Source organism: Viridibacillus sp. NPDC093762, assembly GCF_050279675.1.
In the GTDB taxonomy this organism is placed as follows: domain Bacteria; phylum Bacillota; class Bacilli; order Bacillales_A; family Planococcaceae; genus Viridibacillus.
Window position 1 is genome coordinate 31,311 of sequence record NZ_JBNNUK010000022.1, and the last position, 23,377, is coordinate 54,687.

Annotated in this window: 27 protein-coding genes; 1 reads left to right on the plus strand and 26 read right to left on the minus strand. The window is 36.3% G+C overall.

Annotation, left to right across the window (positions count from 1 at the left end):
* Window positions 1-13: 13 nt before the first annotated feature.
* From dltB to metG, 17 genes are all read right to left on the minus strand, one after another.
* Window positions 14-1,183 carry a D-alanyl-lipoteichoic acid biosynthesis protein DltB gene (gene dltB / locus ACQKM9_RS18950; protein WP_427735936.1) on the minus strand — a complete coding sequence of 390 codons (1,170 nt, stop codon included), beginning with the start codon at window positions 1,181-1,183 and terminating at the stop codon, window positions 14-16.
* Entirely contained in the window at window positions 1,180-2,700 is a 1,521-nt protein-coding gene (gene dltA, locus ACQKM9_RS18955; RefSeq protein WP_427735937.1) for a D-alanine--poly(phosphoribitol) ligase subunit DltA, read from the minus strand. Before dltA ends, dltB begins: the two co-directional genes overlap by 4 nt.
* 17 nt (window positions 2,701-2,717) lie before the next feature.
* Window positions 2,718-2,864, minus strand: coding sequence for a teichoic acid D-Ala incorporation-associated protein DltX (locus tag ACQKM9_RS18960; protein WP_427735938.1), 147 nt, complete (start codon window positions 2,862-2,864; stop codon window positions 2,718-2,720).
* A 399-nt stretch (window positions 2,865-3,263) separates the two neighbouring features.
* Window positions 3,264-3,707 carry a 50S ribosomal protein L25 gene (locus tag ACQKM9_RS18965; protein ID WP_427735939.1) on the minus strand — a complete coding sequence of 148 codons (444 nt, stop codon included), beginning with the start codon at window positions 3,705-3,707 and terminating at the stop codon, window positions 3,264-3,266.
* An 82-nt stretch (window positions 3,708-3,789) separates the two neighbouring features.
* Window positions 3,790-4,749 carry a ribose-phosphate diphosphokinase gene (locus ACQKM9_RS18970; RefSeq protein WP_038179251.1) on the minus strand — a complete coding sequence of 320 codons (960 nt, stop codon included), beginning with the start codon at window positions 4,747-4,749 and terminating at the stop codon, window positions 3,790-3,792.
* A 22-nt stretch (window positions 4,750-4,771) separates the two neighbouring features.
* A complete protein-coding gene (gene glmU / locus ACQKM9_RS18975) occupies window positions 4,772-6,142 on the minus strand; it encodes a bifunctional UDP-N-acetylglucosamine diphosphorylase/glucosamine-1-phosphate N-acetyltransferase GlmU (protein WP_427735940.1) in 1,371 nt (456 codons plus the stop codon).
* Window positions 6,143-6,496: 354 nt separating this feature from the next.
* Window positions 6,497-6,793, minus strand: a complete 297-nt coding sequence (gene spoVG / locus ACQKM9_RS18980; RefSeq protein WP_053418378.1) for a septation regulator SpoVG — start codon at window positions 6,791-6,793, stop codon at window positions 6,497-6,499.
* 275 nt (window positions 6,794-7,068) lie between these two features.
* The gene (locus ACQKM9_RS18985) at window positions 7,069-7,443 is read right to left on the minus strand and encodes a RidA family protein (protein WP_038179245.1); all 375 of its coding nucleotides are present in this window, start codon (window positions 7,441-7,443) and stop codon (window positions 7,069-7,071) included.
* A 17-nt stretch (window positions 7,444-7,460) separates the two neighbouring features.
* Complete coding sequence (gene purR, locus ACQKM9_RS18990) at window positions 7,461-8,273, minus strand: pur operon repressor (RefSeq protein WP_427735941.1); 813 nt, start codon at window positions 8,271-8,273, stop codon at window positions 7,461-7,463.
* Window positions 8,274-8,329: 56 nt separating this feature from the next.
* On the minus strand, window positions 8,330-9,196 hold the full coding sequence (gene ispE / locus ACQKM9_RS18995; RefSeq protein ID WP_427735942.1) for a 4-(cytidine 5'-diphospho)-2-C-methyl-D-erythritol kinase: 867 nt from the start codon (window positions 9,194-9,196) through the stop codon (window positions 8,330-8,332).
* 237 nt (window positions 9,197-9,433) lie between these two features.
* Window positions 9,434-9,616: a small, acid-soluble spore protein, alpha/beta type gene (locus tag ACQKM9_RS19000; RefSeq protein WP_053418381.1), complete on the minus strand. Its 183-nt coding sequence runs from the start codon at window positions 9,614-9,616 to the stop codon at window positions 9,434-9,436.
* A gap of 128 nt (window positions 9,617-9,744) precedes the next feature.
* Entirely contained in the window at window positions 9,745-10,008 is a 264-nt protein-coding gene (veg, locus tag ACQKM9_RS19005) for a biofilm formation stimulator Veg (protein WP_038179237.1), read from the minus strand.
* A 158-nt stretch (window positions 10,009-10,166) separates the two neighbouring features.
* The gene (gene rsmA / locus ACQKM9_RS19010; RefSeq protein WP_427735943.1) at window positions 10,167-11,048 is read right to left on the minus strand and encodes a 16S rRNA (adenine(1518)-N(6)/adenine(1519)-N(6))-dimethyltransferase RsmA; all 882 of its coding nucleotides are present in this window, start codon (window positions 11,046-11,048) and stop codon (window positions 10,167-10,169) included.
* Window positions 11,041-11,607, minus strand: coding sequence for a ribonuclease M5 (gene rnmV / locus ACQKM9_RS19015; RefSeq protein WP_427735957.1), 567 nt, complete (start codon window positions 11,605-11,607; stop codon window positions 11,041-11,043). The genes rsmA and rnmV overlap by 8 nt, the downstream gene beginning before the upstream one ends.
* 179 nt (window positions 11,608-11,786) lie before the next feature.
* The gene (locus ACQKM9_RS19020) at window positions 11,787-12,836 is read right to left on the minus strand and encodes a 3D domain-containing protein (protein ID WP_427735944.1); all 1,050 of its coding nucleotides are present in this window, start codon (window positions 12,834-12,836) and stop codon (window positions 11,787-11,789) included.
* 130 nt (window positions 12,837-12,966) lie between these two features.
* Window positions 12,967-13,737: a TatD family hydrolase gene (locus ACQKM9_RS19025; protein ID WP_427735945.1), complete on the minus strand. Its 771-nt coding sequence runs from the start codon at window positions 13,735-13,737 to the stop codon at window positions 12,967-12,969.
* Between the two features lie 341 nt (window positions 13,738-14,078).
* Complete coding sequence (gene metG, locus ACQKM9_RS19030) at window positions 14,079-16,046, minus strand: methionine--tRNA ligase (RefSeq protein ID WP_427735946.1); 1,968 nt, start codon at window positions 16,044-16,046, stop codon at window positions 14,079-14,081.
* A 351-nt stretch (window positions 16,047-16,397) separates the two neighbouring features.
* Between metG and ACQKM9_RS19035 the strand changes: the two genes are divergently transcribed.
* Complete coding sequence (locus ACQKM9_RS19035) at window positions 16,398-16,676, plus strand: AbrB/MazE/SpoVT family DNA-binding domain-containing protein (RefSeq protein ID WP_038179230.1); 279 nt, start codon at window positions 16,398-16,400, stop codon at window positions 16,674-16,676.
* Between the two features lie 145 nt (window positions 16,677-16,821).
* Here the strand turns inward: ACQKM9_RS19035 and rsmI are convergent, their stop codons facing one another.
* The 9 genes from rsmI to tmk form a co-directional block, all read right to left on the minus strand.
* Complete coding sequence (gene rsmI / locus ACQKM9_RS19040; protein WP_427735947.1) at window positions 16,822-17,694, minus strand: 16S rRNA (cytidine(1402)-2'-O)-methyltransferase; 873 nt, start codon at window positions 17,692-17,694, stop codon at window positions 16,822-16,824.
* Complete coding sequence (locus tag ACQKM9_RS19045; RefSeq protein ID WP_427735948.1) at window positions 17,691-17,954, minus strand: GIY-YIG nuclease family protein; 264 nt, start codon at window positions 17,952-17,954, stop codon at window positions 17,691-17,693. The genes rsmI and ACQKM9_RS19045 overlap by 4 nt, the downstream gene beginning before the upstream one ends.
* Window positions 17,938-18,687 (minus strand): tRNA1(Val) (adenine(37)-N6)-methyltransferase, encoded by a 750-nt coding sequence (locus ACQKM9_RS19050; RefSeq protein ID WP_427735949.1) that lies wholly within the window; start codon window positions 18,685-18,687, stop codon window positions 17,938-17,940. Before ACQKM9_RS19050 ends, ACQKM9_RS19045 begins: the two co-directional genes overlap by 17 nt.
* Window positions 18,688-18,752: 65 nt before the next feature.
* The gene (gene yabA, locus ACQKM9_RS19055; protein WP_427735950.1) at window positions 18,753-19,118 is read right to left on the minus strand and encodes a DNA replication initiation control protein YabA; all 366 of its coding nucleotides are present in this window, start codon (window positions 19,116-19,118) and stop codon (window positions 18,753-18,755) included.
* A gap of 22 nt (window positions 19,119-19,140) precedes the next feature.
* Window positions 19,141-19,959, minus strand: a complete 819-nt coding sequence (locus ACQKM9_RS19060; protein WP_427735951.1) for a PSP1 domain-containing protein — start codon at window positions 19,957-19,959, stop codon at window positions 19,141-19,143.
* A complete protein-coding gene (gene holB, locus ACQKM9_RS19065) occupies window positions 19,952-20,956 on the minus strand; it encodes a DNA polymerase III subunit delta' (protein WP_427735952.1) in 1,005 nt (334 codons plus the stop codon). The genes ACQKM9_RS19060 and holB overlap by 8 nt, the downstream gene beginning before the upstream one ends.
* Window positions 20,957-21,023: 67 nt before the next feature.
* On the minus strand, window positions 21,024-21,461 hold the full coding sequence (locus ACQKM9_RS19070) for a YaaR family protein (RefSeq protein ID WP_427735953.1): 438 nt from the start codon (window positions 21,459-21,461) through the stop codon (window positions 21,024-21,026).
* Between the two features lie 19 nt (window positions 21,462-21,480).
* On the minus strand, window positions 21,481-21,810 hold the full coding sequence (locus ACQKM9_RS19075) for a cyclic-di-AMP receptor (RefSeq protein WP_038179221.1): 330 nt from the start codon (window positions 21,808-21,810) through the stop codon (window positions 21,481-21,483).
* Between the two features lie 72 nt (window positions 21,811-21,882).
* On the minus strand, window positions 21,883-22,509 hold the full coding sequence (tmk, locus tag ACQKM9_RS19080) for a dTMP kinase (RefSeq protein WP_427735954.1): 627 nt from the start codon (window positions 22,507-22,509) through the stop codon (window positions 21,883-21,885).
* Between the last annotated feature and the right edge of the window lie 868 nt (window positions 22,510-23,377).

The following is a 23,377-nucleotide window of genomic DNA, read 5'->3' on the forward strand; positions in this document are numbered from 1 at the left end:
ATCTAACTCCTTATTATTTAAATAGTTGTCCAGAGAAAATATAAAATCCAAAGCAAATAAAGTTAAATGTTATAAACACGGATACAACATGTGTCCATTTATTTTTCGGCCATAGTTTATGTTTTCGATTCCATCTGTCGAAGTAATCATATCCTATGATTAAGGCTGCTTGGTACAAGCCATAAATAATAAAATGCCATTCTAGCCCATGCCAAACACCCATTATAAAGAATAATAGGAAATAACCAATATTAGAAACTGTATAGCGATTTTTAATCCACTTTTTCTTTGTCATCCAAAATACAAAACGCATATATACATAGTCTCTAAACCAGAATGATAGACTCATATGCCAACGATTCCAAAAGTCTTTAATATTTTTACTAATGAAAGGCATATTGAAGTTTTCTGGTGTTTTAACTCCCATTAAATAACTTACTCCTATAGCAAAGGCGCTATAGCCGGCAAAGTCGAAAAATAAATAAAAGCTGTAAGCATACATATAAGCAACGTTAGCCCAAAATGGTGAATGAATATAAGTTGCGTGGTCTGGTAAGTACACAAGAATTTTGTTGTAAATTAAAAATGCTAAAATAAATTTGTATAAGAACCCTCGGAAAATACTATTAATCCCTAAATATAAAAGCTCTTTATACTCCTCTTTTGAAAAGGTCTTATTAACATCCTTCTCAAATCTTCTCCAACGATCAATTGGACCTGATGAGACAGTCGGGAAAAATAGTAGGAAGTAAATAAGCTCACCAATCGGTAGTGTCTGCTTCTTCATCAAGCCGTCACGTGTTTCAATAACTATCTGTACAGACTTAAATGTAATATAAGAAACACCAAGGAATCCAAATATATGATTCAAACCAAGTAATGGTAATACTTTTACAAGCACTAATGGTAATATCGCTAATACAACCATCATACAGAATACAACTGTATTATTACGTTCTTTTCTATAATGATGGTAACCTTTAATTAAAACAATTTGAAAAATCGTAAACAAAATAATAGATATTGCACCGGTCTTCGAATTCCCAAAGATGACGGCCAATATAACAATAGACACAAGCATATTATAAATTTTTGATGATTTACCTAATAACCCAAGAATGATAGTAGGTAAAAGAAGGATACCGATTAGAAAGAAAAATATAAACGAGCCATATGGAATCATACCATAACCTCAGCTATTATTTGTTTTCGATTTATTTTACCATTAGATGTCATAGGTAATTGATCACAATAATTAAATTTTCTCGGAATCATATATGCTGGCAAACCTTTTGCTAGTTCTTTTTTTATAACGCTTGATAATTGATATTCTTTTTCAAAAGAGTGTTCTTTAGGCACGATGTATGCTGCTAAAAAATCAATAGCCTCATTTTTATAAACCGGTACGACTACACATGAATCTACATACTGGCATTGTAATAAATGGTTTTCGATTTCTTCGATTTCCATTCTATAGCCATGAACCTTCACTTGGAAATCTGCACGTCCACTATAGAAATGTAACCCTTTTTTCTGATATCCAACATCACCTGTACGATACGCTTGTTGCCCTTTATATTCAAAAAAGGCTTTTTCAGTTAATGTTTCTTCTCCTAAATACCCTTTACTAACACTCGGTCCAACAATAATCATTTCACCTTTTTCGCCATCAGGTACTATTTGATCATCCTCATCTATAATAAGCATTTGAGTATCACATTTTATATAACCTATTGGTAAAGAAATATGATCATTTAATAATTCTTTGGTTACTTCTATTGCTGAAACAGCTACTGTTGCCTCTGTTGGTCCATATGTATTGAAAATGCGTGCGTTCGGGAACAATTTCAATAACTTTTTTGCAACTTCTGTCGGCAATACTTCTCCACAAAATAGGAAAGTATTTAATGAAGGCAGCATCTCACTAGTAAATTCCGGATTCATTAAACACATTTGTACGAATGATGGAGTGGATGTCCAAACATTTGTTTTTGACTGTGCTAATTGCCCAAATAAAATCTTAGGATTTGCTATCATCTCTTTTGTAATTGCGAATAACGTAGCACCTGTCGTTAGTGCAGGATAAAGGTCCATTACCGACAAATCAAATGAAAATGGTGCCTGATTTAAAAATACCTTGCCCTCTGTTATTGGGAAATCTTCATGCATCCAACTAACAAAGCTCTCTAAATTTTGAGCTGAAATTTGAACACCTTTAGGATTTCCTGTACTACCTGAGGTATAGATAATATAAAAATTATCATTCTCTTTCACCCAAGTAGATGTTGATGATCCATTGGCGTGTTCAGCAACTATATTTGCTAATTGACCTTCAGACATATAAGGAATCGATGACTGCTGAAGTGAATCTCTTTCTAGATTCTCTGTTTCAATGAGAAATGCTGCACCTGAGCACTTAATAATGTTTTGAATTCGTTCTTTTGGAATTGATACATCCACTGGAATATATGGGTGACCTGATTTTACTACTCCTAAAAAGGAGCTAACCATCATGGGTGCCATATGACCATATACTATAATTGGTGCTTTCTTCGGGAGATTTAAAGTGGTTAAATACGCGGCTAATGATTCTGACTGTTTCCATAAATCTCCGTAACTTAATGTCGCATCTCCATTTTGAAATGCAATAGAATCGTCATTATTTAAGGCTATATTTTGAATAGCCGAAAGTATATTCAATGGGAACCCTCCTAACTTTAAAATTCTGTATATATGAATGGACCGGCATTCATATCGTGAAAACCATATAAGAGAACAAGTAAAATGAGAATCGCCAAGTAATAAATCGTCCGCATACCCACATACGTTACACTATGATTCCAAAGCTTTCTTACTTTCTCCATCCTGTTTACCTCACATTTCTACAATTTAATCATTTACGATACACCATTTCATCTATTATTACAATATCATGTCAATACCATTACATTAGACGTAATATAGTAAAAGTTGTTCCTACCCTCAATAATAAGAAGACCTAAAGACTACATTTTTTCAAATAAATAGTAGCGAGGGTAAAGAAAAAGACTTACCATCCGTATCTATTGATGGTAAGCCTTTTTTTGAAATTTATTTTACCTAGCACCAATAATTTCTTCAGAAGTTGCATTTCCCTCAACTTCTGTTGACTCAACCTCAACTGTAGGTGCAGATACGGTAATAAGAAGGCAGTCATCCGTATCTAGAATTTCGAATGGTGACGTGCTACGAATATCACCAACAGCTAAAGTATCACCGATATCTCAAGTTGAAATATCAACCTCTATTGATTCTGGAATATCTGATGGTTTTACCTTAATTGTTACTTCACGATTAGGCTGTTGGAGAATGCCGCCCTCTTTTGCTCCTACTGAATCGCCAGTAAGATTTACTGGTACACTCACTTCTAAAGCATCTGACATGTTAACCGCTAAAAAATCTAAGTGAACTAATGTCCCCTTCAATGCACATTTTTGAGCTTCATTTAATACGGCGTTTAAGTTTTTACCATCAATTTCTAATATTACTATGGAGTTTTTACCATCTGAACGTAATGCTTTTTCATACTCTCTTGCATTAATCGTAATTGGAGTTGCCTCTGTTTTATAACCATATACCACAGCTGGTACAAAACCTCTTTTACGAAGTTCAGTTAGTGCAGAATGATTTTCAACCTTACGCTTTTTTGCATGAACTACAGAACTCATATAGAAATGTCTCCCTTCCTAGTTAACATAGTCACATTAATATATGTACCTTGTAAGCTAGGAATTCAAACATTTACCATTATTAATCGAATAAAGTACTTACTGATTTGTTCTCGTAGATTCTTACAATTGCATCAGCTAATAAAGTTGCTACAGATAGTTGTTTAATTTTAGGTGATTTTTTCTCATCTGGTAATTGGATAGAGTTTGTAATCACTAGTTCTTTAATAACAGAGTTATCAATGCGCTCGATAGCTGGACCTGATAATACAGGATGTGTACAGCAAGCGTAAACTTCTTTAGCGCCAGCTTTAACTAACGCGTCAGCACCAATTGTAATTGTACCTGCCGTATCAATAATATCATCGATTAAGATTGCTACTTTACCATCAACACTACCAACAATATTCATAACTTCTGCAACATTTGGACGCGGACGACGTTTATCGATTATAGCTATTGGAGCTTTTAAGCGATCAGCCATTTTACGAGCACGTGTTACACCACCATGATCTGGTGATACGATAACAACGTCTTCTGATTTGAAGCCCTTTGCTTTGAAATGGTCAGATAATAGCGGTACACCGATTAAGTGATCCATTAAGATGTCGAAGAAACCTTGAATTTGTGGAGCATGCAAGTCAAGAACGATTGCACGAGTAGCTCCTGCAGTTTCTAGTAAGTTTGCCACTAATTTAGCCGTAATTGGTTCACGTGCACGTGCTTTACGATCTTGGCGAGCATAACCATAGTAAGGTAATACTACGTTTACTGTGCGCGCTGAAGCACGTTTCACGGCATCAACCATAATAAGTAATTCCATTAAGTTTTCGTTTACTGGAGCTGAAGTAGACTGTACGATAAATACGTCACAACCACGAATACTTTCCTCAATATTAATTTGAATTTCTCCATCACTGAAATGTTTAACGGAGCATTTTCCTAGCTCGACACCTACTTCTTTAGCAATTTCTTCAGCTAATGGTATATTCGAGTTTAATGAAAAGATTTTTAACTTTGAGTTGGCATATTGATACGGCATGATGGCCTCCTGGTAATTTTAATTATTTTAATTTTAGTTTGTTAACATAATTATCTTTGTTTTCTTGTCTAGAACGTGCAATTGCTAGTGCGTCAGCGGGTATGTCTTTTGTAATTGTTGAGCCAGCTGCTACATATGCGCTTTTTCCCACCGTTACGGGTGCAATTAAATTAGAGTTACACCCCACAAAAGCATTATCTTCAATCACTGTTTTAAACTTGTTTTTACCATCATAATTGACAGTGATTGTACCGCAACCTATGTTGACTTCAGTACCTACTTCAGCATCTCCTAAGTACGATAGGTGAGACACTTTACTACCATTGTCTATTTTTGTTTTCTTCACTTCAACAAAGTTTCCAATTTTCACATGATTGCCCAAATCAGAATCTGGACGGATATGCGCAAACGGACCAACAGCTGTATCCTCACCGATGATGCTTTCACGTACTACAGAAGAATGGACAGTCGTACGATTTCCGATACGGCTATTTTGAATGTGGCTATTTGGACCAATGATGCAATCTTCGCCAATGCTAGAAGCACCTTCAATGATAACACCAGGTTGGATGACTGTGTCACTACCTATTTGTGCATCAACACTAATATATGTGTTATTAGGGTTAATAATCGTCACCCCATTACGCATATGTTGTTCGTTAATTCTAGCACGCATTGTTTCTTCAGCTTGAGATAAAGCAAAACGGTCGTTAACACCAAGCGTTTCAGCAAAGTTTTCAGTTACATATGCTGCAACTACTTCACCTTGTTTTTGTAAAATTTCAATGACGTCAGGTAAATAATATTCACCTTGTACATTATCATTTTTCACAAGTTTCAACGCAGCAAATAACGCTTTATTATCAAAGCAATATGTGCCAGTGTTGATTTCTTTTACTTGTCGTTGTTCAGGTGTTGCATCTTTTTGTTCAACAATTTGAGCAACCTGTTGACCTGCAGAGCGAAGAATTCGACCATAGCCAGTAGGATCTTCAGCGATAGCAGTTAAAATTGTTGCTTTGGCATGATTTGATTCATGATGCTCGAACAACGCTTTCATTGTTTCGGGGCGAATTAAAGGTGTATCCCCACATATAACAATCGTTGTGCCTTCTAATTCTCCAAGGATTGGTTCCACCTGCTGAACGGCATGCGCAGTACCAAGCTGTTCAGCTTGTAATACATACTCACTTTTTTCACCAAGTTGTTCCTTTACCTTTTCAGCACCATAACCTACGATTGTTACTATACGTTCTACATCTAATGTTTGAATATGATCAACTACATGTTCAACCATTGGTTTTCCACAAACTGGATGAAGAACTTTATATAATTTGGACTTCATACGCGTACCTTGGCCAGCAGCCAGTATAACGGCATAAACATTCGTCATTTCGCAAGTCCTCCATTTTAGCTGATTTTCTCTTTTGACTATAAAGCAAATTTAGTTAATTTTCAAGACTTCCTCACTTGACAAAACTATGACAAACAATTTATTATTAAAATCTTTTGTTTTTTTATAAAAAAATTCCAGTAGCTATACTTTTAAGTAAAAACAAACTTTTTAATTAAATAGACTCCACAATAAAAAGCACCATTCAAATAATCTTACTAATCTGTCGTCAATTATCCCTTTTCTTAGTAGGTTTCAGATTCTTATTCCTCTATTCACTAAACTAGCAAACGAAGAGGTCTGATATATACAAAAAAGAGCCCATTCAATATGAATGGGCTCTAAATTTACGGGTTATTGAATTTCTTGGTGTTCTTCATAAACCGTCGCATCTTCATCACTCGACTCTTCATAAGCTTTAAGTACTGCTTCTTGAATTTTCGTACGAGTTCCAGAATTAATCGGATGTGCAATGTCACGAAATTCTCCGTCTGGAGTGCGCTTACTAGGCATTGCTACGAATAGCCCTGCGTTACCATCAATGACGCGAATATCATGCACTACAAATTCGTTGTCAAGTGTGATGGAAGCAATGGCACGCATACGTCCATCAGTTTGTACACGACGTAATCTTACATCTGTAACTTCCATTCTCTCACCACCTCTCATCTAAGATGCCAAAATGACTCTATCTACTTTATTCTATGTAAATTTATAGATTCCTTCTTTTTCCTTATTTATTTTTTAAAAATTTCGAATGTTTACAATCCCATTATACATTAATCACTAATTGTCTTTAAATTACTGATTTATTCTGCCCATTTTTTACAAACAAAATGATTATATATAAAAAAGACTATCTAATAAGCTTACTAGCTTATTGATAGTCTTTTCATATTTCATCGTTTCTTAAAACTACTCTCTACTTAGCCAATTACTGCAATGACTTCAATTTCTACTTTTGCATCTTTTGGCAAACGTGCAACTTCTACAGTTGTACGAGCAGGTTTATGCTCACCGAATTGCGCAGCATATACTTCATTCATTGCTGCGAAGTCATTCATATCCGCGATAAACACTGTTGTTTTAACTACTTTTTCTAAAGAAGTGCCTGCTTCTTTAAGAACTGCTTTTAGATTCTCAAAAACTTGGTTTGTTTGTTCAGTGATGTCGCCATCTACAAACTCTCCGGCTGGTGTTAAAGGAATTTGACCTGAGCTATAAAAAACATTATTTAAAATCATACCTTGTACGTATGGGCCAATTGCTGCTGGCGCATTTTTTGTTGCTACTACTTCCATCTTTCATTTCCACCCTTCTAAAAATAGTTTCCCTCACTTAAAGCAATTGTACGATCCTTTTCATTCACTTCTTTTAGTTTCACAAGTGAATAATAATCATCTACTAAGCGCTCGTCTAGATGTTCAGCCTCTACTAACACAGCGATGCCAGCTAGTGTACAGTCGAATTCCTCTAGCAAGTTTTTCATGCCATTCATTGTACCGCCAACTTTCATAAAGTCGTCGGTAATAAGTACGCGTTGGCCACTTTGCATGCTACGCTTTGATAGCACCATCGTTTGAATACGACGCGATGATCCAGATACATAGTTAATACTTACAGTGGACCCTTCTGTTACCTTGTTATCACGACGTACTACAACAACAGGTACATTCAAATGCCTCGCAATAGCGTGGGCAATTGAAATACCTTTCGTTGCAACTGTCATAATAACATCAATTTCTTTATCGCAAAATGCCGAAGCAAATACTTTTCCGACGCGGTTCATTAATTCGGGATTACCGAGTAAATCTGTCATAAATAAGTATCCGCCTGGCAATAGTCGATCTGAATGACTTAACTCTTTTAAGAGCTCTTGCATAACTTCTTTAACAGCCTTTTCTGGCATTTTAGGAATATATTTTACTCCCCCAGCAGCTCCTGGAACAGTCACAAGAAGGCCAATCCCTCTTTCCTCAAATGTATCTTTAACAATCGATAAATCCTCACTAATAGAAGATTTGGCCGATTGATACAATTCTGCGAAAAACGTAAGAGGGATCAACTGCTGTGGATGCTCCAATAAATAATGCGTCATGTCTACAAGACGTTCGCTACGCTTCCATTTCATGAAATCCTCTCCTGAACACGAATGATTTATACAAAAAATACCACAATTATACGTATTTAATCAAGGGAATCGCGATCTCCAAGCATACGAATTGCATATACTTCATCACAAAAGCCTCTTAATCCATTATAAATACGACTTACACGGGCCTCATTCTGCACGAGACCAAACACCGTTGGACCGCTACCACTCATTAATACGGCATCCGCCCCAAAACGTTTCATTTGTTCTTTAATCACTGCTACTTCTGGATGTAATTTTAATGTAACCGTTTCTAGTACATTCCCCACAGTATCACAAAGTAATTCATAATCATCCTCTTCAATAGCTTGAATCATCTGTTGTGTATTCGGATGGACAACATCATCCATGCTTAGACCACCATAAACAGCCGCTGTTGAGACACCAATCGTCGGCTTAGCTAATACTACCCAGCAACTTGGAGGCGCAGAAATCGCCTGTATACGCTCTCCTCGGCCTGTTGCAAGTGCAGTGCCACCGTAAACGCAAAAAGATACGTCAGAACCAATTTTAGCTCCTAATTCTGCGATTTCATCCATAGTTAGGTTTAAGTTCCATAATGTATTTAAACCTTTCAAAGTTGCGGCAGCATCGCTACTACCTCCAGCTAGTCCCGCTGCTACTGGAATATGTTTATCAATAGTAATAGATACACCTTTATCTATGTTGTATGTATCTTTTAATAACTTAGCTGCTTGATAAGCTAGGTTTCTTTGATCATCAGGTACAAAGCGATCTGTCGAGTGAATTTTTATAAGTCCATCTTTTCTACTTCTAAGGCCGACTCTATCAGCGAGATCAACCGTTGTCATAATCATCTCTACTTCATGATAACCATCGGGACGTTTATAGAGTACATCTAATGTTAAATTAATCTTGGCAGGTGCTTTTACGTAAAGCATAACGCTGCCCCCTTCCTAGCAGGTTTTTATACAAAAAGTGATTCTATTATTCGTGCTTTTTTCACTGATTATTATTCTACCACAGGAAGACCTTTGTAAATAAACTTCTACCTTTCCAATTGGGAGATTTTTATGCCTGTTAAATCTTTATATTAAAAACGAAAGCTACCTCACAGTTGAAAGCTCAAGCTGTGAGGCAGCCAATTGTCAGTTCATCAATTTTGGACAATCATCAATCTACTTTGTTTTTGCTTCTTCAGCTAATTGCTGTTGTGCCATTTCGATTGCTCTTTTGACCATATTACCGGCATCTCGTGATTTGATCCCGCCCCATCCTTCTCGCTCTACTACATCGTAAAATCCAAGGTCTTTTGCGATTTCTTCTTTCAAACGATCCGACATGATACGTTTTCTCGCCATTCGAAATTCCTCCTTAGATGACTGACTGTTATAGTATGTTCAAAAAAAAACAAAAACACTCATAAAATATTCTTACGCAAAGAATACGTTACAAGTGTCCGAAAAAAAATATTCGATTATAATTGCACTTACTTGGCAATGACCAATTCTTTGATGTCATCGTCAAATGTAATCTCTACTGCTTCTGTTAAAATATCTGTGTAGCTGTAAGAAACTCGCTCAAAGGCGTTTTCATCTTGATCAAGATCAACTACAAATACTGCGCGATATGTTTCACGTAATATTCCAGCGCGCTCAACCGTTTTCTTGCGACCACCGTTTGCTTTTAATTGCAAACGTCTACCCAAATGACAATCTAACGACTTCTTAATGTCGGCTAAAGTTTTTGGCATTTTCGCTTACACCTCACTATAAACCATTATACACGAGGATGTTTAATTCGTCAAGTTAAATAAATTATTTTATCAATCCATCTTAGTGATGTCAATTGTTTTTTATTCGAAAATCTATATTTTTTTTTACGAGTGTGCTAAGAATGTAACAGAAACGTTTATTGACGGAAGGTAGGATAAAGTGCATTAGCCAATTGACCAAACTCAATAATAGACAAAGTTTCACCTCGGCGCGTCGGGTCAATACCACACTCATCTAGTGCTTCCATAATTTGTTCTTTCTTTTCTTTACCTTTTGGCAACTGTGATTGTAAGTTATTCAATATTGTTTTACGACGTTGTGCAAAGGAACTTCTTGATACTTCAAATAAGAATTCTTCATCAATTACATGCACAGGCGGCTCTGCATGACGAGTTAAGCGAATAACTGCTGAATCTACATTTGGCTGTGGCATGAAGACAGTTTTAGGTACAGTCATCACTACTTCAGCCTTCATATAATATTGGATAGCAATTGACAGTGAACCATATGCTTTTGTACCAGGGTTTGCAGAAATACGATCTGCTACTTCTTTTTGCATCATCACAACCATACCGCGTATAGGTAATTTCTCCATTAATAATTTTAGCAAAATAGGAGTTGTTACGTAATAAGGTAAATTTGCTACTACCATAATGTCTTTATACTTCGCAAATTCCGAACTTAACTCCTCAGCTACATTCGCTTTTAAAATATCTGAATGAACGACTTTCACATTATCATATGGGCTTAATGTATCTTCTAGAACTGGTAATAAACGTTGATCAATCTCAAATGATACGACTTGCCCTGCAGAGCGAGCTAAATGCTCCGTCAAGGCACCTATACCTGGGCCAACCTCAATTGCCACACTATCTTCTGTTAAATCAGCGTAGCTCACAATGTTACGAAGAATATTAGGGTCAATTAAAAAATTTTGCCCTAAACTTTTTTTGAATGAAAAACCATATTTCTTTAAAATCTCTTGCGTGCGTAAAGGCGTTGCAATATCTTTATGCATTTTGTTCCTCCTGATTTATCTGTGCAATCGCTTCACCGAATTGCTCTAAAGTTATTTGAAACATCTGTAATCGCTTGTGCAATTGTTTGCCGTTTGTTGAACCTATATTTAATAACTCACCTAAACGTTCTCTACGTGCTTTCGCATTAGGATGTGATAGTAGCTGCGCCACGATTAAATCATCTAATGTGATATTCTGCACGTCCTCTGAAGCCACTCTAGGTGTATAAACGTTTGAGAGGGCATGACGGATATCACCGTCTTTCGCATGTTCTATGCCAAGACTTTTACCGTTTTTAGCAATAGTTTTCTTTTTCGGTAAAAATGCATGTTTTACATCTGGCACTCTTTGTTCAATAATTGCGCGAATACGTCTCCCTGGATAATCCGGATCCGTAAAGACGATAACTCCCCTTTTTTCTTGGGCATGTTGAATTCGTCGTAGAACTTCCTCTGAAATAGCAGAACCGTTCGTTTCGATTGTATCTGCATGAACAGCACGTTTAATAGCTGTCGTATCATCTTTTCCTTCAACCACAATAAATTCTTTTATTTCCACGGATACCTTATCCTCTTTTCTAAAACGTCCTTTGACCATTTTACTGCTATATTACTTATATTGTACAGTAGCTTAAGCAAGAAGGCTCGTTTTCAATCAGTAAGACTGTTCCCTATAAAAAAAGCTTCCCTTACAACTGCAAGGAAAGCTTTTCATATCTATATGTTAAACGTCATGTATTAGTTTAATACTTTTATTTTAACTCTTTTGCGACCCCAATTATAAACAGACTGCTTATTTGAAATAAAGACATCGATCTTGTTCCCTTTAATCGCGCCACCAGTATCCCCAGCAACCGCATAACCGTAATCTTCTACCCAAACTTTAGAACCTAATTTAATAACCTTTGGATCAACCGCAATTACTTTCATATTTGGATTCTTTCGTAAGTCGATACCTGTAGCTGTTTTACCCGAACAACCATTACAAAAAGCAGTGTAAGCTGTAGCTGTTACATACATAGATCGACCACTAGACGGCTCATCTGAACGAGATGGTGTCTTAGGTTTTGAAACTTTTTTAATTGATGTTAAATATTTTGATGAGACATAACCCGTTTTACCTTTATATTTCACTTTATACCAAGAACCTTTTTTACCTTTGTACGTCACTTTTTTACCTTTTGGAATTGTCAGAAGCACTTTATATTTTGTGCTTGGACCTTTTCGTAAATTCAAACGACCTTTAGTTTTATAGGTTTTGGCTTTGCTAACTTGTGTAATTTTCTTGTTGCTAACGTCAGTTGTGGAGCCTTTAGAGCCTTCCACCACATCGGTGACTTTTTGTACTCGAACATCATCAAAAGCCGTTGCGTTAGGTGTTTTAGCGAGCGCCTTAGTGTCTTGTTGAGCGCGTCCTATCTCGCCTGACTCAACTATTGGTTGCTTTAAAAAGTCAGCGACCGTAGTCGAAGTGGTTCCTGCTATCTTGTTGCTACCATCACCTTGGATGGTTAAATTTAATGCCTGTTCATACGAATTTGTATTATTATTTTTAAAATTCGTATTCACTGAGGTTTGTATTTTATCATTGTCGGATGTTTTAACTCCAACAATATTGTTTTGTGCTGTAACTTCTTGATGATCACCGTTTACCACGGCTGTGTTTGTACTTTCGAATAAATTCGAAGCTACGAAAGCAATTACTAGTGCGATTGATAATACCATCATCACTACTCGCTTATTCCTCAATGATCTTGAGAACAGGTTTCTCATGGGATTTTTTGTCATGAAAAACGCCTCCTTATCACTCGTTGGATTATATAGACCTTCTTTTTAGCTGTCAACACCTAAGGTTTTTACCTAATTTTGACAATAAAGCAAGTCCTCCTATCCTAAGTAAGGGAGGCGACCTTGCATTTTATTTCGTAATTTTATAAAAACGGTGGGCATTAGCAGTTGTTGCCGATGCTACTTCTTCTACCGATATTTCCTTTAGGCGCGCTATTTCTGCTGCAACTAACGGTACTAAAGATGGCTCATTTCTTTTACCTCGATGTGGGTGAGGTGCCAAGTATGGAGCATCTGTTTCAATCATCAAATACTCAAGTGGAATTTCTGTTGCAACTTCTTTTGGTTTTTTTGCATTTTTGAAAGTAACGGGACCGCCTAAGCTAATCATGAAATTCATGTTAATACACTCTTTTGCAATTTCTACGCTACCGCTATAACAGTGCATAACTCCACCCGTAATTTCTGCATGTTCTTCTTTCAAAATGCGCACACAATCTTCTGTTGCATCACGATTATGAATGACAATTGGTAAATCCAATTTTTGTGCCAATCGAATTTGTTTACGCAATAATTCCTGTTGCATTTCTTTTGGAGATTTATCCCAATAATAATCAAGTCCTGTTTCACCGATTGCTACTACCTTTGGATGAGCTGCTAATTCCTCAATCCATTGTAAATCCGCTTCTGTGCAGTCAATTGCATCTACAGGATGCCAACCAATTGCTGCATACAAAAATGGATATTCATCAATCAATTTCATCGCCTTCTCGATTGTTGGTCTGTCAAAACCTACGACAACCATCTCTTTTACATCAGCATCTAATGCGCGTTGGATCACTTCTTGTAAATCCTCTTCGTATTGGTCAGCATTTAAATGCACATGTGTATCGATAAACATCATCATTCTCCTCACAGTAGTTTTATTTTAGACAAAGAACAGATTTCAGAGTTGTCATTCATATTACAATTTGATTACAAGGCTCTCCAGATTATTTCAATAACCATTTAAAGGAACATTTATAGGTATTAAAATTTCAACGTGTTATTTTTATACTATTAGCATATCCCCGAAATACAGTTCCACAAAAAAATATCATATCCATAAATAGAACCAAGAGCCTACTATGTCATACAGTAGGCTCTTGGTTTTTCAGTAAACTTAAGAAAAATCGCGATATTTAAGGAAATTTAGACTTCCTTCATTATTAATAAGATGATTCTTTAGTTGTTATTAAATATTTATTTTACTTTTGCGCCGTTTTCTAGTTTTTCATCGACAGTCGCTAAAGTTAAAACACCATCTTTACTTCCTGCCAAAACCATACCTTGAGAAAGTTCGCCACGAAGTTTTACTGGTTTTAAGTTAGCAACAACGATTACTTTACGCCCAACTAATTCTTCCGGTTTGTAATACTCAGCAATACCTGATACAACTTGGCGTTGCTCATATCCTAGCTCTAATTGTAATTTTAATAATTTATCTGCTTTTGGAATTTTATCGCATGCAATGACAGTTGCAACACGAAGATCCACTTTCATGAAATCTTCAAAAGAAATTTCAGGTACATCTTCTTCTTTTTTTGCTACCGCATCTTTTTTAGGCTCTTCAATTGGCTTAACTGAACCTTGCATTTGTTCGCGAATATAGCCAACTTCTACTTCATTATCTAGACGTGGGAAAATCGGTACACCTTTTTCGATGACTTTTTTACCAGATGGTATTGCTCCAAATGTATCTAGTGTATCCCAAGCCAATAATTCTTCCCCTAGGCCAAGCTGTTCCATAATTTGCTTTGGTGCAATTGTCATAAATGGTTGAATCATAACAGCTATTTGTCGTAAGCTTTCTGCTAAATTAGCCATTACAGTTGCTAATTGACCTTTTAGTGCTTCATCTTTTGCTAATACCCACGGTGCTGTTTCATCAATATATTTGTTTGTACGTGAAACTAATGCCCATACATCCGAAAGAACTACACTAAATTGCATTTTTTCCATGTTTTCTTCATATTTCATTTTAGTATCTGTAGCTTGTGCGATTAATGCTGCATCAAATTCTGTTGGTTCTAAACCTTCAGTCGGTATATGTCCATCGAAATACTTGTTCATCATAGAAATAGTACGGTTTAATAAGTTACCAAGGTCGTTTGCAAGATCAAAGTTTGTGCGTTCGACAAATGATTCTGGTGAGAATACCCCATCTGATCCAAATGGTAACTCACGTAATAAGAAGTAACGTGTTGCATCTAATCCATAACGCTCAACTAACATCTCAGGATATACAACATTACCTTTAGATTTCGACATTTTACCGTCTTTCATCATGATGAAACCATGTGCAAATACTTTTTTAGGTAATGGTAAATCCAGAGCCATTAAGAAGATTGGCCAATATATTGTATGGAAACGTACTATATCCTTACCAACTACATGTACATCTGCCGGCCAGTACTTTTTAAATAATGTATCATCCTCAGATAAATAGCCTAATGTTGTAATATAATTTGTTAAAGCATCTACCCATACATAAATAACATGCTTTGGATCTCCAGGAACTTTAATTCCCCAGTCAAAAGAAGTACGAGAAACAGATAGGTCTTCTAAACCAGGTTTGATAAAGTTATTGATCATTTCGTTTTTACGAGACTCTGGTTCGATAAATTCAACATTATCCTCATAATATTTCAAAAGGCGATCAGCGTATTTCTTCATATTAAAGAAGTACGATTCTTCTTTTACCTTATGAACAGGGCGACCACAATCAGGACAATTACCATTGTCCAATTGTGATTCAGTAAAGAATGATTCACACGGTGTACAATACCAACCTTCATATTCCCCTTTGTAAATATCACCGTTGTCTAAGAATCTTTGGAAAATCTTTTCGACAACGTCTGTATGACGTTTTTCTGTTGTCTGGATAAAATCATCATAAGTGATGTCCATTAACTTCCAAACAGCTTTTGCCGATTCAGCAATTTCATTCACATATTGCTGTGGCTCTTTACCAGCTTCAGCTGCTTTTTCTTGAATTTTTTGCCCATGCTCGTCCATACCCGTTTGGAAACGTACGTCATATCCTCTCAAACGTTTATAGCGTGCGATCGTATCAGAAGCTACAGTTGTATATGCAGTTCCAATATGAAATTTACCACTAGGGTAATAAATAGGTGTTGTTATATAGAATGTTTTCTTTTGATTGTCCACGAAAACTTCCTCCAGTGTTCTACAGTATACTTTCTATTCTAACCAAGTACCAAAAACCTTTCAATCAAAGTTTATTAAATGACGTTTTGACGAAAAATGTCGAATATTACTTTTCGAATTCGAGATACTCAAATATAGCAAAAAACTCATGCAATTTATGTGTTTTTGAGGAAAATAATCAAATTCGTATGTAAATCCTACTTAAAGAACGGAATATTTTTGAAATAAAATATCATTTTTCAAACAAAAATAATTGACGTTTATGGCATTAGTTGGTATGATAATCAACAGACACAGAATATATGTCGAAATTTGACGAAAAATCATAATAATATAGGAGGAATTCTTGTCATGAAATCTACTGGTATCGTCCGCAAAGTTGATGAATTAGGTCGCGTGGTTATTCCTATCGAACTTCGCCGTACTCTAGGCATTGCTGAAAAAGACGCTCTTGAAATCTACGTTGATGATGATAAAATCATCTTAAAAAAATACTTACCTAATATGACTTGCGCTGTAACAGGCGAAGTGTCTGATGATAACTTCCGTCTTGCTGGTGGTAGCTTAATTCTAAGCCCTGAAGGCGCTGAAATCCTTGTAAAAGAAATCCAATCTAAATTAACTAAATAATTTAGAGGATTTAATTATATTCGAGTAACAAGTTATACAATAACAAATAGATTATTACCTATCTTGTTTTTCAAATGTGATTTCATATATAGAAAACATCCGAAATATTCGCTATTTCGGATGTTTTTTTTATTAATAGATCTTATTATTCCACATGATAGGCTTGATACACTTCTCGCTTTGCAAGACCTCTTACTTTTGCCACTTCTTTAATAGCATCTTTAGAAGATAGTTGCTGTTCTTCTATTACCTTATTTATGTGGTCGACAACCGTTAGCTCATCCCACCAAGTTGCTTCCTCTTCTTCATCAGCATTTACATTACCTTCTAAAACAATACAAAACTCTCCGCGAATTTCGCTTTCAATTGCCCACTCTAACGCTTCATCAATTGTGCCTCTTAAAAACTCTTCAAATTTCTTCGTCAATTCGCGTGCTAAAACAATCCGACGATTACCAAGAATCGTTTGCATATCCTTTAATGTATCTTTCAAACGGTGAGGAGCTTCATAAAATAGAATCGTCTCTTGTCTCTTACTTAATTTTTCTAAAGCTTCTTTACGCTCCTTCTTTTGACGACTCAAAAATCCATAGAAGAAAAATGGTTGAGGGATTAAGCCTGAAGCGATTAAAGCGGTGATAGCCGCATTAGCACCAGGTATCGGTACGACCGCAAAATCTTCTTCAATTGCCTTTGCAGCAATATCTGCACCTGGATCTGAAATACACGGTAGTCCTGCATCACTTACTAATGCTACGGTTTTACCTTCACGTAAATAATTAAGAAGCTTTTCACCACCATACTCTTTGTTGTGATCGTGGTAACTAACAAGTGGTGTATCAATTTCAAAGTAGTTACAAAGTTTCTTAGTATTACGCGTATCTTCTGCTGCAATGACATCAGCTTCTTTTAGTATACGAATAGCTCGCATAGTCATGTCTTCTAAATTGCCAATAGGTGTTGCGACTAAATATAAGCAACTCGTATTTTCATGCATGGTACTTTTTTGTGATTTCACAGTTCTCCGCTCCTTATATGGTCTATCTTCTGTTTACGTGTTAATTGTTTAAATGCGTATTCAGCTCTCATCGCTTCTTGCTTTGTCTCGTATTCTTCAAAGTAAATGCAACGTACAGGTAAGCGGGCCCTTGTATACTTGGCACCTTTTCCTTGATTATGCACGCCGAGTCGATGTTCTAAATCATTTGTGTAACCTGTATAGTAAGTTCCATCACCACATTCTAGTACATACAGGAGATGCTTATTGTTCTTTTCCATATAGCATCTCTCTCACTTCAGCTGTATATTCACCATCTTCTCCATATACATAGAGTGGGGGCAAAATCTTTAAATCTGGCTTGCCATCTTTAATTCCTTCTATTAATAATGTATTGGCTTCTTTACCAGCTTTCGGATAAACAAAGCGGATGCGTTTGGGCTCCAATCGATTTTCACGCATCGCCGTTATAATATCAAGTAAACGACTCGGGCGATGGACAAATGCTGCCTTTCCACCCTGCTTTAACAATTTACTTGCGGAAAAAATCATTTGCTCTAATGTTAAATGGATTTCATGTCTAGCAATCGCGACATGCTCCTTCAAGTTTTTATCACTCGCTTCATGCGCAGGGAAATACGGTGGATTACATGTAACAACATCATACTTTTCAGCGCCAAGTACAGATGCAATTGTCTTCACATCACCTTGCATAATATCAATTTGTAGTTCTAATTTATTATAATGAACACTTCTCTGAGCCATATCAACAAGACGATTTTGCAATTCTACACCAGTAATATGCCCTTTTGTTCGAGCACTCAAGAACAACGGAATAGCTCCATTACCAGCACATAAATCAACAAGCTTCCCCCTTTGATAAGGTACATTCACAAACTTTGCAAGTAACACTGCATCAAGAGAAAAGGAAAACACCGACGGACTCTGAATAATGCGTAATTCCTCTGCTAAAAGATAATCGAGTCTCTCATCTTCTTTCAACCACTGTTCCATATAATTACCTCCAACATAGCAAAAGACTGACCTCCACTTTTTAAGAAAATGGAATCAGTCTTTGTTTAGCCGTTTTGTTTATTTAAAAATGATAGGCAGAATAAACAATCCTCGCCCTTACGTGATCCTCCAAAATGGACATGACATACATGGTATCCTTCATGATAAAGTCGTGCCAAGTTATCATAACCCTCACCGACATCAATGATTTCTACTTTTTTCGCCGAAACCTCTTTAATAACCTTCCCCTCAGGTTTAGAAGAGAGTACTTCCTCTAGACGTGTGCGAAGATGACGATTCTCCATTTGGAGTGTTTGATGCTCTTCCATCATGAGTGCAACGAATTTCTTCAGTGCCTCGAATTGTTTTTGCATCGATTCTAGCTGTTGTTCGAACTCCATAACAGTATCTAAGAAATTACGGTCCTCCACTCAAGCCACCTCATTATTTCCACTATTGGACAGAACTTTTTTCGTGTTGTAAAATTTCTTCCAATGTATAATCCAAAATACGTTGTTGCTCAGAAAGCTCTACTTGTAGCACGCGTTCTAATATATTCATACCTACTACTTTTCCACTACCATCTGGTGTTATAATTACAGCACCAATATCAGGCATTTGCTCTCTTGCTTCTTCATACTCGTCGTTTTCATATTTCAAGCAACACATTAAACGACCACATAACCCTGAAATTTTAGAAGGGTTAAGCGATAAGTTTTGATCTTTCGCCATTTTTATAGAAACTGGCTCAAAATCCCCTAAAAATGTAGAACAACATAACATTCTTCCACACGGACCTATACCACCAAGCATCTTCGCCTCATCTCTCACACCAATTTGGCGAAGTTCGATTCGTGTGCGGAAAATAGCAGCTAAGTCTTTTACTAACTCTCTGAAATCTACTCGACCTTCCGCTGTAAAATAAAAAATAATTTTATTGCGGTCAAATGTATATTCAACATCAACTAATTTCATTTCTAGTTCATGTTCTGAAATTTTTTCTGTTGCCAATTCAAAAGCACGTTTAGATTCTATAGCATTTTCATCAACCTGGAATCGATCACGTTCATCAGCTGGACGTACGACTTGCTTTAATGGTAGTACAACATCGCTTTCTCCTACTTGTTTCATTGGAACAACAACTTTGCCATACTCAATACCACGCGCAGTTTCGACAATTACATATTGTCCCTTATTTAATAAAAATTCTCCAGGATCAAAATAATATATTTTACCCGCTTTTTTAAAGCGGACACCAACTACATTATACAAAGGATTTTCCCTCCTGCAGATTCAGCATAAGCTGCTCCATCATCAGCGTTCGGTTCATGTTGCGCTGTAATTGCTGACGAGCTTGTAATATCGCTTGTAACTGCGTCGATAAACGAGCATATGTCGTCTGCAATGCAACTTTCTTCCAGTACGATAACCAATCTGGATACGTACACACTGCTTCGGGATTTGCTTTAATCGCAACAATGTCACGAAATGCAAATAGCAGTAAATCTAATGCCAACTCCATTTGCTCTTTCTCTTTAAATAGTGGCAGCCAATCTTCATGTACTGATAACATAGATTCATGCACATTAGTAAAGGTTGCTTCAACCAATTTTAACACTGTTTTTCGGGCCTGCGCAAACTCATCATCTTTTGATAGAGAAAAAGCTTCCTCTAAATCGCTTGTCACCATGCTAACCGTAGCAGCCATTGAAACAGTAATTCCCTCTGCTACAAGCTCTTTAATCATAGCGTCTTTCGATATTCCTTGAAACTTTATATGCTGGCAACGCGAACGAATAGTCGACAACATAGCATTAATATTATCTGTAATGAAGATTGCTGTCACAATACCTTCAGGCTCTTCAAGAAATTTTAATAATTTATTGGCAGATTGCGGATTTAGACGGTCGGCCTCATGAACGACATATACTTTTCGCCCTGCTTCTAAGCCTGTCTTATTCATTTCATGTAACAAAGCCTCGATGGTCGCCACTTTAATAAATTGACCATCCGGGTATATTTGGTGGAAATTTGGGTGATTTCCTGATTTTATACGCTGACAATTTCGACATGTTTCACATGGAACATTTTTCCGAGGTTCCTCACAAAACATTAATTGCACAAAGAAATGCATTATAACTTCCGTTCCAGAGCCTTTTCCACCTTCAAATATGTAAGCATGACCCAGTCTTTTTTTATCGAAAATTGTTTGGAGCTGCTTCATCACTACAGGTTGTAATTTAAGTAGCTCTTCAGCTGTCTGCACCATCATTCATCACCTTTTCATTGTTTGAAAAAATCCCGTGCTCCGGGGTTCCGAAAGGCACGGGGTTCAATTACGTATATAAGTTGATTAACAACCCTTTAATTTCGCCTATTTTACTTAATAAGTCAACGGAGTCTTTCTCCTGGTCTAAAATGTCCTCTGTCAATTCGATAAGCTTTTCATCAATTGTTGATACAACCTTCAATCGTCGACCTTCACCAAAACGATTCCATGTATGCGATTGTTTAAGCTCCATACCATAATCAACTGCCTCTTTTAAGAAGCGTTTTACAAGCATTTTAAATTTAGCTAAGTCACGTAAATTACGAGATTTGGCAATGCGATCGCCAGCTGTTGAAATATCACCTAATAGTCTTGTTAATTGCTCTGTTTGTAATCGCTGCCCTTGCTTCACTACTACATCACCAAAACGTGTTACGGGTTGATGATTTTGTAGCGGCTGACGTGATTGATCTAAGCCAGTTCGTAAGTCTTGATTAATTTTCAACTACCAGTCGCCTCCATTATTAGAAATGGTGGAACTGTTCAATCGGTAATACGAAAACCGTAGCTCCCCCAACTTCAACTTCTACAGGATAAGGAATATATGAATCTGCATTCCCACCCATCGGTGATATTGGTGCTACCATTTGTTCACGAGCACGACAATTATCACGAATGATATCTAAAGCTTTTGGAACCAATGAATCTTCAGTACCTATAAGGAATGTTGTATTTCCTGAGCGTAGGAATCCTCCAGTACTTGCCAATTTTGTTGCACGAAACTCATTTTTCGTCAAAGCGTTTGAAAGACGGTTACTATCCTGATCTTGTACAACTGCTACAACTAATTTCATCGGCACTCACCCCTTAATTAAATAGGTTCTTTAAATAATTATAACACAAACAAGCTTATTTCTTCATTTTCTTTATAATTCATTTTTCAAAATTTCCCAAACACTTTCCACTACTTCATCTAAACTTTTACTTGCATCGACTATACGAAAACGTTTTGGATTTTGATCAGCTAATAATTTATACGCTTCACAAACTTTTGTATGGAATGCTAAGCTCTCCACATCTAAACGGTTTATTTCACGTTCACTATGCGTATTAATTCGCGCAAGGCCAACCTCTGGCTCTAAATCAAATAATATCGTCAAATCAGGCATTCTATCGCCAATAGCAAACTCATTGATAGAACGCACCCCTTCCATTCCAAGACCTCTGGCATGTCCTTGATAAGCTAATGATGAGTCAATAAAGCGATCACATAAGACCGGGATACCTAAAGCTAAAGCTGGTTCAACCTTCTCCGCAAAATGCTGGCTGCGAGCAGCTGCATATAATAGAGCCTCTGTCCGTGCATCCATTGCTGTATGGGCAGGATTTAAAATAATATCGCGAATCTTTTCAGCTATTTCGTTGCCCCCTGGTTCACGTGTTGCAACGAACTTCTTGCCCTCCCTTTGTAGCCTTTCAACAACCATTTTCAAAACCGTAGTTTTCCCTGCTCCCTCTGGTCCTTCAATTGTTATAAATAAATTTTTCTTCATTATTATATATTCCTCCGATAACGGATTAGTTTCGATTAATTTCGATTTACTCTATTATACAATATCTATTCTTAAAACCAGTCACTCATGCGTAATTTCATAAATCAAACAGTCCATAATGCAACGGGTTATTTAATGATTAAAATATTTTAATTAGCTTCTATATATAATGTATTAAAACAATCAATAATAGCACTCAAATAAAATAGGCATAATTACTAATCTTTTTCGATAAAGAACATGCGCCTCCCTACCAAATTGTACATATAACACCACTTTATTATATTCGGTTTTTTAGACTCCATGGTTCTAATTGAAATGTTTCAAACAAACAAAAAAGCCTTAAGCCAATTTTAAATTGACTTAAAGCTACTATTTTAGCATATCATTGAACGAGCTAGCCCATCTACAAGAACGAATTACCTTTTCATACCTTTTGCTGATTTACTTACAATATATAATACCAAATCTGTTATCCTTTTTCATCCTGTAATCTTTTCTGCAAAACTAGGGGATTGAAAACTTATTCTAAATCTTACTTAACTTCAATGTTTCTATTTTTGGCTAAGTAATCAATTTCATTTTTTACAAGTAGAGTATCTATATATTCTTACATATTACAATTATCAAAATACCATCTAAATGAACTTCCTGAGTTATCTGTTTGAGTCTCTATTGATCCAACTGATTTAGTTAGACAAAGGTCCCCCGATTGGATAAACAGGAGAAGTAACTACAGACAAGCTCATTTTCACCATAAAAATTTAAGATTACTAAGACTATTGTATAAAGTATATTTGATGTATTATATTTTTCAAAATCAATAAAAAAGCACAACTGATTAAATCAGCTGTGCTTTAGTGTGCCT

What these genes read in the sequence shown, in the direction of transcription:
- ACQKM9_RS19075 (WP_038179221.1), bottom strand. Translation starts at nt 21,810, where the DNA reads ATGAAATTAGTTGTAGCAGTTGTACAAGATCAGGATAGTAACCGTCTT.
- tmk (WP_427735954.1), bottom strand. Translation starts at nt 22,509, where the DNA reads ATGAAGAAAAATTTATTTATAACAATTGAAGGACCAGAGGGAGCAGGG.
- ACQKM9_RS19035 (WP_038179230.1), top strand. Translation starts at nt 16,398, where the DNA reads ATGAAATCTACTGGTATCGTCCGCAAAGTTGATGAATTAGGTCGCGTG.
- ACQKM9_RS19000 (WP_053418381.1), bottom strand. Translation starts at nt 9,616, where the DNA reads ATGGCGAGAAAACGTATCATGTCGGATCGTTTGAAAGAAGAAATCGCA.
- ACQKM9_RS18960 (WP_427735938.1), bottom strand. Translation starts at nt 2,864, where the DNA reads ATGGAGAAAGTAAGAAAGCTTTGGAATCATAGTGTAACGTATGTGGGT.
- dltB (WP_427735936.1), bottom strand. Translation starts at nt 1,183, where the DNA reads ATGATTCCATATGGCTCGTTTATATTTTTCTTTCTAATCGGTATCCTT.
- ACQKM9_RS18970 (WP_038179251.1), bottom strand. Translation starts at nt 4,749, where the DNA reads ATGCCGTATCAATATGCCAACTCAAAGTTAAAAATCTTTTCATTAAAC.
- veg (WP_038179237.1), bottom strand. Translation starts at nt 10,008, where the DNA reads ATGCCAAAAACTTTAGCCGACATTAAGAAGTCGTTAGATTGTCATTTG.
- ACQKM9_RS19050 (WP_427735949.1), bottom strand. Translation starts at nt 18,687, where the DNA reads ATGGAACAGTGGTTGAAAGAAGATGAGAGACTCGATTATCTTTTAGCA.
- ACQKM9_RS19045 (WP_427735948.1), bottom strand. Translation starts at nt 17,954, where the DNA reads ATGGAAAAGAACAATAAGCATCTCCTGTATGTACTAGAATGTGGTGAT.
- purR (WP_427735941.1), bottom strand. Translation starts at nt 8,273, where the DNA reads ATGAAATGGAAGCGTAGCGAACGTCTTGTAGACATGACGCATTATTTA.
- ACQKM9_RS19025 (WP_427735945.1), bottom strand. Translation starts at nt 13,737, where the DNA reads ATGTTTATCGATACACATGTGCATTTAAATGCTGACCAATACGAAGAG.
- holB (WP_427735952.1), bottom strand. Translation starts at nt 20,956, where the DNA reads ATGGTGCAGACAGCTGAAGAGCTACTTAAATTACAACCTGTAGTGATG.
- ispE (WP_427735942.1), bottom strand. Translation starts at nt 9,196, where the DNA reads ATGCTTTACGTAAAAGCACCTGCCAAGATTAATTTAACATTAGATGTA.
- spoVG (WP_053418378.1), bottom strand. Translation starts at nt 6,793, where the DNA reads ATGGAAGTTACAGATGTAAGATTACGTCGTGTACAAACTGATGGACGT.
- rsmA (WP_427735943.1), bottom strand. Translation starts at nt 11,048, where the DNA reads ATGCATAAAGATATTGCAACGCCTTTACGCACGCAAGAGATTTTAAAG.
- ACQKM9_RS19020 (WP_427735944.1), bottom strand. Translation starts at nt 12,836, where the DNA reads ATGACAAAAAATCCCATGAGAAACCTGTTCTCAAGATCATTGAGGAAT.
- ACQKM9_RS18985 (WP_038179245.1), bottom strand. Translation starts at nt 7,443, where the DNA reads ATGGAAGTAGTAGCAACAAAAAATGCGCCAGCAGCAATTGGCCCATAC.
- glmU (WP_427735940.1), bottom strand. Translation starts at nt 6,142, where the DNA reads ATGACGAATGTTTATGCCGTTATACTGGCTGCTGGCCAAGGTACGCGT.
- ACQKM9_RS18965 (WP_427735939.1), bottom strand. Translation starts at nt 3,707, where the DNA reads ATGAGTTCTGTAGTTCATGCAAAAAAGCGTAAGGTTGAAAATCATTCT.